The sequence below is a fragment of the Stenotrophomonas sp. Iso1 genome (genome assembly GCF_027497995.1).
Classification (GTDB): Bacteria; Pseudomonadota; Gammaproteobacteria; order Xanthomonadales; family Xanthomonadaceae; genus Stenotrophomonas.
This window is the reverse complement of sequence record NZ_JAODBT010000003.1, coordinates 240,791-253,395: the sequence shown is the minus strand read 5'-3', so window position 1 is coordinate 253,395 and position 12,605 is coordinate 240,791. Positions and strand designations below refer to the sequence as shown.

At 63.8% G+C, this 12,605-nt stretch carries 10 protein-coding genes; 6 read left to right on the top strand and 4 right to left on the bottom strand.

From position 1 onward, the window contains the following. Positions 1-69: 69 nt before the first annotated feature. The 3 genes from PAN08_RS14030 to PAN08_RS14020 are packed head-to-tail and all read left to right on the top strand — an operon-like array spanning position 70 to position 2,710. Positions 70-267, top strand: a complete 198-nt coding sequence (locus tag PAN08_RS14030; protein WP_269792127.1) for a zinc-finger domain-containing protein — start codon at positions 70-72, stop codon at positions 265-267. 9 nt (positions 268-276) lie between these two features. After that, positions 277-1,392 (top strand): glycosyltransferase, encoded by a 1,116-nt coding sequence (locus PAN08_RS14025; RefSeq protein WP_269792126.1) that lies wholly within the window; start codon positions 277-279, stop codon positions 1,390-1,392. Beyond that, positions 1,373-2,710, top strand: a complete 1,338-nt coding sequence (locus PAN08_RS14020) for an O-antigen ligase family protein (RefSeq protein WP_269792125.1) — start codon at positions 1,373-1,375, stop codon at positions 2,708-2,710. The genes PAN08_RS14025 and PAN08_RS14020 overlap by 20 nt, the downstream gene beginning before the upstream one ends. 25 nt (positions 2,711-2,735) lie before the next feature. Here PAN08_RS14020 and PAN08_RS14015 read toward each other — a convergent pair whose 3' ends face one another. Beyond that, positions 2,736-3,665, bottom strand: a complete 930-nt coding sequence (locus PAN08_RS14015) for an LpxL/LpxP family Kdo(2)-lipid IV(A) lauroyl/palmitoleoyl acyltransferase (protein WP_269792124.1) — start codon at positions 3,663-3,665, stop codon at positions 2,736-2,738. A 222-nt stretch (positions 3,666-3,887) separates the two neighbouring features. Here PAN08_RS14015 and waaA point away from each other — a divergent pair, with 222 nt between their 5' ends. Then, positions 3,888-5,183: a lipid IV(A) 3-deoxy-D-manno-octulosonic acid transferase gene (waaA, locus tag PAN08_RS14010; RefSeq protein ID WP_269792123.1), complete on the top strand. Its 1,296-nt coding sequence runs from the start codon at positions 3,888-3,890 to the stop codon at positions 5,181-5,183. Between the two features lie 162 nt (positions 5,184-5,345). Here waaA and PAN08_RS14005 read toward each other — a convergent pair whose 3' ends face one another. The 3 genes from PAN08_RS14005 to PAN08_RS13995 all read right to left on the bottom strand — a co-directional run bounded on the left by PAN08_RS14005 (position 5,346) and on the right by PAN08_RS13995 (position 8,182). Continuing rightward, on the bottom strand, positions 5,346-6,704 hold the full coding sequence (locus PAN08_RS14005; protein WP_269792122.1) for a TolC family outer membrane protein: 1,359 nt from the start codon (positions 6,702-6,704) through the stop codon (positions 5,346-5,348). Positions 6,705-6,724: 20 nt separating this feature from the next. Then, positions 6,725-7,372: a protein-L-isoaspartate O-methyltransferase gene (locus PAN08_RS14000; RefSeq protein ID WP_269792121.1), complete on the bottom strand. Its 648-nt coding sequence runs from the start codon at positions 7,370-7,372 to the stop codon at positions 6,725-6,727. A gap of 147 nt (positions 7,373-7,519) precedes the next feature. Further along, positions 7,520-8,182: a TetR/AcrR family transcriptional regulator gene (locus PAN08_RS13995; RefSeq protein WP_269792120.1), complete on the bottom strand. Its 663-nt coding sequence runs from the start codon at positions 8,180-8,182 to the stop codon at positions 7,520-7,522. A gap of 106 nt (positions 8,183-8,288) precedes the next feature. Between PAN08_RS13995 and PAN08_RS13990 the strand changes: the two genes are divergently transcribed. After that, positions 8,289-9,413, top strand: coding sequence for an efflux RND transporter periplasmic adaptor subunit (locus PAN08_RS13990; protein ID WP_269792119.1), 1,125 nt, complete (start codon positions 8,289-8,291; stop codon positions 9,411-9,413). 3 nt (positions 9,414-9,416) lie between these two features. Continuing rightward, positions 9,417-12,578, top strand: coding sequence for an efflux RND transporter permease subunit (locus PAN08_RS13985; RefSeq protein ID WP_269792118.1), 3,162 nt, complete (start codon positions 9,417-9,419; stop codon positions 12,576-12,578). Positions 12,579-12,605 lie beyond the last annotated feature (27 nt).

Genomic DNA, 12,605 nt, shown 5'->3' with positions numbered 1-12,605 from the left:
CCGCCAAACGGTCCGCACCCGCTCGCCACTGCTAGAATTGCGCGTCCTGGTTTTTCCGTGAATGACGCCATGAGCCATACCGCCACCGCACCGGCCAACGCCGAGAAGCGCTACAACGTCCACCGCGCCGACCTGCCGTTGAGCTGCCCGACGCCGGAAATGGCGCTGTGGAACTCGCACCCGCGCGTTTATCTGCCTATCGAGAACGAGCCCAATGGCGAGGCTGCGTGCCCATATTGCGGCTCCGTGTTCGTGCTGGTTGACTGACACGGATCGATGCGCCGTCTGACTGTGGTGCAGTTGCTGCCGGCGCTGCACTCCGGCGGTGTCGAACGCTCAACCTTGGAGGTTGCCCGTGCGCTGGTGGCTGCAGGCCATCGCGCCATCGTGGTCTCCGCAGGCGGGCGTTTGGTACAGCCATTGCTGGACAGTGGCGCAGAGCACCTCACGCTTGATATTGGCCGCAAATCGCTACTGACGTTGCGGCATGTGGCGTCGCTGCGGCGCTTATTTACCGAAATCGACGCGGACATCGTGCATGCGCGCTCGCGTTTGCCCGCCTGGCTGGGTTGGTATGCGCTCAGGGGTATGCCTGCGGCCAGCCGGCCGCGTTGGCTGACAACCATGCATGGCCTGAATTCACCGGGCCGTTACAGCGGCATCATGGTCAGTGGCGAGCGGGTGATCTGCGTATCGCAGACCGTGCGTGGTTATCTGCTCGCCAACTACCCGGCGACCGATCCAGACAAACTGCGGGTGATACCGCGCGGCGTCGATGTGGCCCAGTTTCCGCGTGTGGCGCGCACTGATCGTCGCCCGCGTCTGGAAGTGGCCAAGCACCACCGGCAACTGGCCGGCGATGGCCCTTTGCTGCTGCTGCCCGGGCGCGGCACGCGCCTGAAGGGGCACGCACACGCCATTCAGCTGCTGGCTTCATTGCATCAACACGGTGAGAGCAACGCAGTGCTGTGGATGCCGGGTGCCCGTGAGCCGGGGCGTGAAGCCTACATACGCGAACTGGAACAATTGGCGCAGCGCCTCGGCGTCGGCGACCACGTGGCATTGACCGAGCCGACCAGTCGAATCGCCCAGGCCTACGCCGCCAGCGATCTGGTGCTGCAGGTTTCAGATAAGCCAGAGGCGTTCGGTCGCACAGTGGTCGAAGCCCTTTCCGTGGGGCGCCCCGTGCTGGGCTGGAACCACGGCGGTGTCGGCGAGTTGCTGACGCAGTTGCAACCTACCGGGGCAGTGGCGGTAGGGGATGAGGTCGCTCTGGCCCAAACGGCATTGACGCTGCTGCGGCATCCGCCAGCATTGCCGGCACGCATTCCCTTCACTTTGCAGGCAATGCAACGCGCCACACTGGATGTCTATGGCGAACTCATCGGTTGAGCTGACGGAAAGCATGGCGGTGCAACGTCTTCCGGGGCGTTGGGCGGCAGCGTGGGTAATCGCCTTTGTCGCGCTATGGCCGGCGCCGGGCATTGCCGAGGCGGTGTTGACGTCGGGCGCACTATTCACCGTGGTGCGTCTGCTGCAGTTGCATGTCAAAGGGGGCATCCGGCCATTGCTGAGCATCCCGGCGTGGGCGTTGACCGGCGTGCTGTTCATGGCCTACTGGCTACCGCAGGCGGTGTCGGCCGTGGATGCGGCCGACCCTGGCAAAAGTTGGACAAAGGTAGCAGCCGCGCTGCGCTACCTGCCTTTCATGTGGCTGGTGGCCATTGCCGTAGCGACCCCGCAGCGGCGGCGCACCACTTTCACTGGATTGGCCGTGATCACCGGCGTATGGACGCTGGATGCATTGGCACAGGTGCTGCTCGGTAGCAGCCCGTTGTTCTGGTCGATGGACCAGCTCAAATGGCTGGTCAATGGACATGGCCTCTGCAGCGCGGAAGAGATTGCGGCAGCAGATCGGCTATCTGGCGTGTTCGGGCCATGCAACCTCAAGTTCGGCCAGGTGCTGGCGACGATGTCGCCGTTCCTGCTGTTCTTCGCGGGCGCCCGTTGGGGGCGATGGGGCTGGCTGTTGGCGGCAGTGCTGGTTGGCGTGGTCCTGGTGCTTGCTGGCTCGCGCGCGTCGTGGATCACCTATGCGTTGATCGTGTTGTTCTCGGGCTGGCGACTGCTGGGGGCGAAGTGGATGACGCTGGTGCTGTTGGCTGGCGTGGTCGGTTTAGCGGCACTGGGCATGGGCTCGTCGCAGGTGCGCGAGCGCTTCTCACGCACGGCGATGGCGCTCAGCGGCGATGCCAAGGGTGTCAACGAAGCCCTGTCCGGGCGCAGCCAGATATGGGGCGCAGCGTTGTGCATGGTGCGCGAGCATCCAATCAACGGCGTGGGCGTGCGTGATTTCCGCCGGGCGTATTCCGGCTGCGATCCGATGCCGGAGCGCACCGCTGTGTGGGGCGCAACTCCGGCCTTGCACGCGCATCAGATTGTGCTGGAAATCCTCGCCGAAACCGGACTGCTGGGCTTGTTGCTGTGGTTGGCCGGTGCCGCGATGGCGATGCGCGCTTGGCGCTATGCGTGTGCCGAGGCACGCGACCGCGCCCGTCCGGCAGCATTGGCGCTGGCTGCCACCGTGTTTCCGTTGAACACGCATCTGGCGTTTTATTCAACGTTCTGGGGTGGAGTAACGGTGTTGTTGGCTGCGCTGTTTGCTGGCGCGCTGCTGGCGCAAGAGCAGAGGCGGACAAGCCAAGCGTGAGGAGCGCGGACTGCTGCCTCTCAGCTCATTTTCGCTGTGAGTAGAAGTCGCTGAGGCCTTCAGGTTGGCGTTTGAAGCGACGGTGGATCCACAGATACTGAGCGGGAGCTTCACGCACCATCTCTTCGATGGCGGCATTCACCTGCGCGGTGTCGGCCACAACATCGTCGGAAGGGAAGTCCGGAAGCGGTGGTGCGATCTTCAGCACGTAGCTGCTGCCGACACGGCGATGGAAAAAGGGCACCACGGCGCAGCCGGTCATGCGTGCGAACTGGTGGGTGGCGGTGATGGTCGATGCCGGCATGCCGAAGAACGGTACGAATACCGAGTCCTTGCCGCGCATGTCCTGGTCCGGCGCATACCAGAGCAGGCCGCCTTTCTTCAGGTGACGCACCGTCGCGCGGATGTCTTCATTGGCATACATCGCACTGGCATAGCGTAGACGGCCACTCTTCACCGCCCACTCCATCACCGGGTTGCGGTATTTGCGGTACATGCCGGCAAGCGGTACGTGGTCGCACAGCAGGCGGCCACACATTTCCAGCGTCATGAAATGGCCGGAGATCAGCAGCACGCCACGGCCTTCGGCCTGCAATGCCTTGAGTTGTTCCAGCCCTTCGATCTGAACCTGCGGGCGGATGGCATCGATGCTGCCCCACCAGGCACGGGCGAATTCGAAGATCCCCACGCCCAACGCATCAAAGCTGTCCCGCAATAGACGCTGACGCCATGCCTCGTCCTTTTCGGGGAAGCACAGTTTGAGATTCACTTCGGTCGCATGACGCCGGCTGCTCGCCAGATGCAACGCCAACCAGCCGACGCCCCGACCGAGCGCGCGCTGCAAGGTCCAAGGCAGGCGTGCGGCCAGCATGGCAACGCCCAGCAAGGCGAAGGTCGGCCAATGCCGTGGCTGCAGGAGGGAAGGGCGGGTGGCGGTAGAGGGTGAATCGGACATGTGTCGATTCTAAGCCACGGGGACGGGAGGCAGGCGTAAGTTGAGAGGCGTGAGTAAGGGCCAAAACTACGTTGCCCGTACTCCTGTGGCGCGCAAAGGGGGAGGGCTCAGCTGCGGCCAGGCTTCGGCGGTTGCGGTTGTCTTTACGCATTACGCACCGCGCTTCACTCACTACCCTGCCTGCTTTCACTCACTTCCGGCGTTCTCCCGTATCCTTCGCCGATGCGTAAGGATCCCGTCGAACTTCTGCTGCGTGGCCTCTATTCGGCCGTGCTGTATCTGTTGTTGCCGATCACCGTTTACCACTTGGTGTGGCGCGGTTTTCGTGTGCGCGAGTACTTCAAGCGCTGGGATGAGCGCTATGCGTCTTACCCTGAGAGCGGCGGGCAGCCGCGGGTCTGGCTGCATGCGGTATCAGTGGGCGAGGTGAATGCTGCCGCGCCAGTGGTCAATGCACTGCGTGAGCTGCGACCGGATATCCGCTGGATCATCACCACCATCACTCCTACCGGCTCGCAGCGTGTGCGCACGCTGTGGGGCGATGCGGTGGATCACGTCTATCTGCCGTATGACGTGCCGGGTAGCGTTACCCGGTTTCTGTGTCACTTCCGGCCCAGTCTTGCGCTGATTCTGGAAACGGAGTTGTGGCCGAACATGCTGTTTGGTTGCCGTGACCGCGACATCCCGGTCTACATCCTCAACGCACGGCTATCGGCGCGTTCGCTGAAGGGCTATCGCTTGCTGAAGGCGCTGGTCGGGCGGGCGCTGCGCACAGTGACCTGCGTGGCCGCGCAGTCGCAGGACGACGCCCAGCGTTTCATTGAACTGGGTGCCCGGCCGGAGCAGGTGCGTGCGCTGGGTAACTTGAAATTCGATATTCGCCCGCCGGATCCGACGGCGATGCTGGACGCCTTTCGTCAGCATGTACCGGTGGGTCGCCCGGTCTGGATCGCCGCCAGCACCCACGAAGGCGAGGAGCAGGCGGTGGTAGATATCCACGCGCAGCTGCTGAAACACCATCCCGATGCATTGCTGTTGTGGGCGCCGCGTCATCCGGAGCGCTTCGGCCGGGTGGAGGCGCTGGTGCGCGATCGGGGTTGGCGGGTCGCCACGCGCCGCGCGCAGCAATGGCCCGATGCCGACAGCCAGGTGTTTGTCGTGGATACCCTGGGCGAGCTGATGGCGTTCTTTGCCTGTGCACAGGTTGCCTTCGTTGGCGGCAGCCTGCAGGCCATTGGCGGGCACAATCTTCTGGAACCGGCAGCCATGGGGACCGCGACAGTGACCGGCCCGCATCTGCACAACTTCGCAGAGATCTCGCGGCGGATGGATGAGGCCGGCGCATTGCGCATCTGTGCCGACGCAGCCGCTGTCGGGGCAGCGGTGACGGAACTGCTTGAGGACGTGGCTGAGCGCGAGCGCATGGTGCAGGCCGGGCGCGCGTTGGTGGCCAATGGACGTGGCGCATTGCATCGCACGTTGGAGCTGATCGCACCGAAGTTGCCGCCGCCTGTGTAAACGCATAGCCGCGCAGCGCGCAGGCTTAGGCGGAGGCCAGTGCCGAGCGTTGCTCGGTACTTATGTTTTTACTGCGGTTTGCCGGGCCCATTCCGGTGCTATGTCCGGAAACAAAAAAAGAGCGGGCCGAAGCCCGCTCTTTTCGTTTGTTGCAGCAACTGCTTACTGTGCGCTGGACGACTGCAGCTTGGCGCTGGCGTCCTGGGTCAGCAGGCGGTTGATGTCCTGCACCTCGGCGATTTCCAGATCGCCGATGGCCTGGCTCAACTGCAGACGGGCCAGCAGGAAGTTGTAGCGCGACTGAGCGTAATCCAGTTGTGCCTGGAACAAGGTGCGCTGGTTCTGCACCACGTCCAGCACGGTACGGGTACCGACTTCCAGGCCCACCTGCGACGCGTCGTACGCGCTCTGTGCCGAGACCACCGCCAGACGACGCGCTTCCACTTCGCTGATGCCGGCTACCAGGGCCTGGTAGGCATTGCGGGTGTTGCGGTCCAGGGCGCGCTTCTGCTGCTCGAAGGTGTCCTGCTGGATATCACGCTGGGCCAGTGCCTGACGCACGCGCGACTGGGTGGCGCCGCCCGCGAAGATCGGCACGTTCAAGGTCAGGCCGATCGAATTGCTGGTGGTGTCCGGTGTCAGCGAACTGCCGCCGACGCTGTCGCCCCACTTGGCGTTCTTGCCCCAGCTACCGCCCAGTGACAGGGTCGGATAGTGCGCGCCACGGGCCGCGGAAACGTTGGATTCAGCGGCGCTGACCTGCAGTTCCTGCGACTTCAGCGACGGATTGCGCGAGATCGCGTCGGTGACCAGCTGGTCAACGTTGCCACGGTTGGCGGGCAGTTCCGGGCGGAAATCGGTGGGCAGGCCGCGCACGTCGCGCACCGGCTGGCCGGTCAGTTCGGTCAGTGCCTGATAGGCATCTTCCAGCGCGTTGCGGGCCAGGATGGTGTTGGCGCGCGCCTGGTCGTACTGGGCGCGGGCTTCGTGCACGTCGGTGATCGGGGCCAGGCCCACTTCCAAGCGCTTGTCGGCGTAGTCGAACTGCTTCTTGGCCGCCGCTTCGTTGGTCTCGGCAGCGGTCAGCGATTCGATCGACACCAGCACGTTGAAGTAGGTGGTGGCGGTGCGCACAACCAGATCATCGTTGGCCGAATCCAGCGTGAAGTCGGCGGCCTGGCTGATGTCGCGCTGCGCACGCAAGGTGGCGAACTGGCCCCAGTTGAACAGGGTCTGGCTGCCGTTGATGCCGTAATTGCGGGTCTTGCTGGTAGTGCTGCCACTGACGCCGTCAGCCTTTACGCGGGAGCGATCCAGCGATGCCTCACCATTGACCTGCGGGAGCAGCGCTGCACGCGCCTGCACCTGGCCTTCTTTGGTGTAGAGCCGGTTGGACTCGGCTGCGGACAGCTGCGGGTCACCATTGCGGGCCATTTCGTAGACCTGCAGCAGGTCGGCGGCGTGAGTCGTCAGCGGGGCCAGTGCGATTGCCAGCGCAAGGGTGAGGGATCGGCGGATCATTGCGGCTTCCTTGGACGTTTTTAGAGTTGGAATTGCGGTGCGGGGGCGGCGCCCTGCAGGTAGTCGATATCGGTTTCAAACAACGACGTGCTGCTGCCGTCGGCGCTGACCAGCAACCCTTCCATCACCGGGGACTTGCCCTGGATGACGAACAGGCGACCGCCCGGACGCAGCAGCTTCAGGAACTGGCTTGGTACGGTTTCTACCGCACCGGTGATGCAGATGGCGTCGAATTGACGCTGAGTCTGCCAGTTCAGCGCATCAGCCACCTCAATGCGGACGTTGCTGCCCAGCTTGGCGGCGTCCAGGTTCTGGCGCGCGCGCTCGGCAAGCTCCGGATGGATTTCAAGGCTGAGCACTTCGCGGGCCAACTGGCCCAGGCAGGCGCTGATGTAGCCGCTGCCCGTGCCGATTTCCAGCACTTCATCACCGGGCTGCAGGTCCAGCGCCTGCAGGGTGCGGCCTTCAACGACCGGCTTCATCATTTTTTGACCATGCCCCAGCGGCAGCTCGACATCGGTGTAAGCCAGCGCACGGTGGGACTCGGCGACAAAGGCTTCACGCGGCAGTCGGGCCAGCACGTCCAGCACGCGGATATCCAGCACCTCCCAGGGACGGATCTGCTGTTCAACCATCATTTCGCGGACGTGGGAGTAATTGATCGTCATGGGAAGCTCATCATTCCAGCGCAGTGGGCTGGCCATTTTAGCGGTTAGTACGCGGCAGGTGCGGGCAAGCATCGCTGTGCGGTGTCGGGGGCCGCAGTGCCGGAAGTCATCGGGACCACCAGTCCATTCAGTTTGGTGGGCCGGGCCTCAGCGGGGTTCATAGGCCCGCAGGAAGAAATCGACGCTGGCGGTGATGTGAGCGGCCGCATCGAGTTGTCCCGGCGCGGCACACAGCCCGCACATCATGTGCGTGTGCACTTCGCCCTTTATCAGGCAGAAGAACTGGCGCGCAGCCAGATGGGGGTCGTCAATGACCAGCTCACCGCGGGCCACGCGGGCGCCGAGGAAGTCGGACAGGGCAGTCTCGGTACGCGCCGGGCCGGCCTGCCAGAACATCTGGCGGATGCGGTCGTCGGTGTCCGGGGTCATCATCATGCGCTGGGTGGCAATGGCAGCGTCGCTGCTGATCAGTGCGAAGAACGCATGGCCGATGCCCAGCAACTGGTCACGCAGCGGGCCTTCGCTGTCGGTGACGAACAACTCGTCGGGCATCATCTCCACGCATTTGGCTTGGATCGCCTCGGTAAAGAGAGCTTCCTTGTCGCCAAAGTGGCTGTAGACGGTAAGTTTGGACACACCGGCACTGGCAGCGATACCGTCCATGCTCACGCCATTGAAACCCTGTTCGACGAACATCTCCTTGGCCGCGTCCAAGATGGCCGCGCGCTTGCTCAGGTCTTTCGGGCGGCCCGGACCAGAACTGCGTACCGCCGGTTTCACGGCGTCATGGGAGGGTGTTTTCGAAGACATCGTTCAATACTAGACCAGCTGGTTCGATATTTATACTATACCGCGTCGTTCAGTAATGGCGCCGACAGCTCGACGCCTCCTTCCCCTTGCGTTCGCGACCCTACTCATGAACAACCTTCGATGGATTGGCAGTGGCCTCTTGTTGGCTTTGCTTGCCGCTTGTGGCAAACCCGAAACCGCGCCGGCACCGGCGCTCCCCGTGTTTGTGGTTCACCCCGATGGCAGTGGTGGCATGGCGGTGGCGGCATATCCGGGTGAAGTGCGCGCACGCGAGGAGGCGGCTCTGTCGTTCCGCGTCGGCGGCAATTTGTTGCGCCGTGAAGTGGACGCCGGGCAACGGGTGAGCAAGGGCCAGCTGCTGGCTGTGCTGGACGTCGCTGATTACGCGTTGCAGGCGCGCGCGGCGCAGGCGCAATACGCAGCGGCCGAGGCTGATCTGGTGCGGGCCCGCGACGAACACAAGCGTTATGCGGCACTGGCTGAGCAGCAACTGGTCAGTCGTTCGGCATTGGATGCGCAGACGGCGGCATTGAAAGCAGCGCAGGGCCAGGCAGATGCCGCGCGCGCCAATCTGGATGTCAGCCGCAACCAGGCCGGTTACGCGCAGTTGCACGCGCCGGAGGCCGGCATGATCGCCAGTCGGGAGGCCGAAGCCGGGCAGGTAGTCGCTGCCGGCCAGACTATCTATACGTTGGCCGCTGATGGCGCACGCGAAGTCGCCATCGCCCTGCCGGAAAGCGCGATCCGCGATTTCAGCGTAGGCCAGGCGGTCCAGGTGGAATTGTGGAACCAACCGGGCAAGTACTTGCCGGGCAGCATCCGTGAAATCGCCGCTGCGGCCGATCCGCAGACCCGCACCTACGCGGCGCGGGTGAGTCTGGGAGCGGAAGCGCTGAATGAAGTAGAGCTGGGCCAGAGTGCGCGCGTTTTCATCAGCCACGGCAAGGACGGTGCGCTGCGGGTGCCGCTGGCGGCGGTACAGCCGGGCAAGTCGGGGCAACAGGCCAGCGTCTGGGTGGTGAACCCCGCCAATGGCACCTTGCAGGCACGGGCGGTGACGCTGGGTACGTATGGCCCCGAGCAAGTGCCGGTGCTGCAGGGTCTGAAGGGGGATGAGTGGGTCGTCGCGGCCGGTGGTCATCTGCTGCGCGAAGGCCAGCCGGTGACTGCGGTGGATCGCAACAACCGCCCGGTACTGACGTCGGCTCCGGCCGCCAAAAAAGGGGAGTGAGGCGTGCGCCGCTTCAATCTCTCCGAATGGGCGTTGAGCAATCGCCCCCTAGTGTTGTTCATGATGATCGCGATGGCGGTCATTGGTGCGTGGTCGTACAAGCACCTGGGGCAGTCGGAAGATCCGCCGTTCACCTTCAAGGCGATGGTGGTGCAGACGATGTGGCCCGGTGCGACCGCCGAGCAGGTGTCCAAGCAGGTTACCGAGCCGATTGAAAAGGCGCTGATGAACACCGGCGAGTTCGAGTTCATCCAGTCGTACTCGCGGCCGGGCGAATCGCAGGTGATCTTCATGGCGCGCGATTCGATGCGCTCCAAGGACGTGCCGGAGCTGTTCTACCAGGTGCGCAAGAAGGTAGGCGATATCCACTCGCAACTGCCGGCCGAGGTGATCGGCCCATTCTTCAATGACGAGTTCGGCGATACGTTCGGCAACATCTACGCGCTGACCGGTAAGGGATTCGACTATGCGCTGATGCGCGATTACGCCGACCGTATCCAGCTGGAACTGCAGCGGGTGGACGACGTGGGCAAGGTGGACCTGCTCGGCCTGCAGGACGAGAAGGTCTGGATTGAGTTGTCCAACACCAAGCTGGCCACGCTGGGTGTATCGATGCAGCAGGTGCAGCAGGCGTTGTCGCAGCAGAATGCGATGGCCCCAGCCAGCTGGTTCGAGACGCCCACGGATCGTGTGCAACTGCGCATCACAGGCCAGTTCAAATCGGTGCAGGAGATCCGCGATTTCCCGATCCGCGCGGGTGACCGCACCGTGCGCCTGGGCGACATCGCCGAGGTCAAGCGCGGCTTTGCCGACCCGGCTTCGGCCAAAATGCGTTTCATGGGCGAGGACGCCATCGGCATCGCGGTGGCGATGAAGAACGGCGGCGACATCCTCAAGCTGGGCAAGACCCTGGATGAGCGGTTCGCCCAGCTGCAGAAGACGCTGCCGATCGGCATGGAACTACGCAAGGTGTCCGACCAGCCGCATGCGGTGAAGGATTCGGTGGGCGAGTTCATCAAGGTGCTCACCGAGGCGGTGGTGATCGTACTGCTGGTGAGCTTCTTCTCGCTGGGCCTGCGCACTGGTCTGGTGGTGGCGGTGTCTATCCCGCTGGTGCTGGCGATGACGTTCTTCGTCATGCACCTGTTCGACATCGGCCTGCACAAGATTTCACTCGGTGCGCTGGTGTTGGCGCTGGGCCTGCTGGTGGATGACGCGATCATCGCGGTCGAAATGATGGCCACCAAGATGGAGCAGGGTTACGACCGATTGCGAGCGGCCAGCTTTGCCTGGGAGTCAACCGCGTTTCCGATGCTGACCGGCACGCTGATCACCGCGGCCGGTTTCCTGCCGATTGCCACTGCGGCATCGAGCACCGGCGAGTACACCCGCTCGCTGTTCCAGGTGGTGACGATTGCATTGGTGGTGTCGTGGATTGCGGCAGTGCTGTTCATTCCCTACCTGGGCGACAAGATGCTGCCGGACCTGCACAACCCGCAGCCACCCAAGCCCGGCAGTCTTGCCGCGCGCTGGTATGCCTTGCGCGTGCGTTGGGCTGACCGCAACCCGGCGCTGGCGAACATGGTCCGGCCCAAAGAGCTGTCGCACGACCACGACCCGTACAAGAGTGCGTTCTACCAGCGCTTCCGGCGCTTCCTTGACGCCTGTCTGCGGCGCCGCTGGCTGGTGATTTTCGCCACCATCGGCTTGTTCGTGTTCTCGCTGGTGATGTTCCGTTTCGTGCCGCAGCAGTTCTTCCCGGATTCGACCCGCCCCGAGCTGATGGTGGATATCGAACTGGCCGAAGGCGCGTCCTTGACCGCCACCCAGGCGCAGGCGCTGAAGTTCGAGTCGCTGCTCAAACAGCGCAAGGGCGTCGCCAACTATGTCGGTTATGTGGGCAATGGCTCGCCGCGTTTCTATCTGCCGCTGGATCAGCAGCTGCCGGCCACCAATTTCGCCCAGTACGTGGTGCTGGCCGACGACATCCATTCGCGCGAGGAAGTGCGGGAGTGGTTGTTGAAAGAAGTAGTGCCGAAGTTCAACGATGTGCAGCTGCGTGTGACGCGTCTTGAGAACGGCCCACCGGTTGGCTATCCGGTGCAGTTCCGGGTGTCCGGTGAACATATCGAACGCGTACAGGCGCTTGCCCAGCAGGTGGCGGACAAGGTGCGCGAGAACCCGCACACCACCAACGTCAACCTCAACTGGAACGAGCCGAGCAAGGTGGTGCGTCTGGTCGTCGACCAGGACCGCGCACGGGCACTGGGGGTGAGCAGCGCGCAGTTGGCACAGTTCCTGAGCAGCTCGCTGTCGGGCACCAGCGTCAGCACCTACCGCGAAGGCAACCGCCAGATCGGCATGCTGCTGCGTGGCCCGGATGATGAGCGCGCGCGTTTGGACATGCTGGGCAGCCTGGCCATTCCGACCGAAAGCGGCAAGCCGGTGTCGTTGTCGCAGGTGGCTCGCCTGGAGCATGTGTTCGAGGACGGCATCATCTGGCACCGCGACCGCTTGCCGACCGTCACCGTGCGTGCCGATATCGGTGACAGCATGCTGCCAGTGGGTGTGGTCGAGCAGATTCTGCCGACGCTGGAAGACATCCGCGCGCAGCTGCCGGACGGTTACCTGTTGGAAACCGGTGGCACGGTCGAGGATTCGGCACGTGGCCAGAACTCGATCAAGGCCGGCATGCCGTTGTTCCTGGTGGTAGTGGCGACCTTGCTGATGTTGCAGTTGCGCAGCTTCTCCCGGGCGGCGATGGTGTTTGTCACTGCACCGCTGGGCATCATTGGCGCCACCTTGTTCCTGCTGATCTTCCGCGTGCCATTCGGTTTCGTGGCGATGCTGGGCACCATCGCGCTGGCGGGCATGATCATGCGTAACTCGGTGATCCTGATCGACCAGATCCAGCAGGACATCGACGCCGGGCACGACCGCTGGCACGCCATCATCGACGCAACCGTGCGCCGCTTCCGGCCGATTGTGCTGACGGCATTGGCGGCGGTGCTGGCGATGATTCCGCTGTCGCGCAGTGCGTTTTACGGCTCGATGGCGATCTCGATCATGGGTGGCTTGATCGTGGGCACCGTATTGACCCTGGTGTTTCTGCCGGCGCTGTACGCGGCGTGGTTCCGGGTGCGCCCGGACGAAGCCACCCACTGAGGCCGGTGCTGGCCTGATTCACCCCTG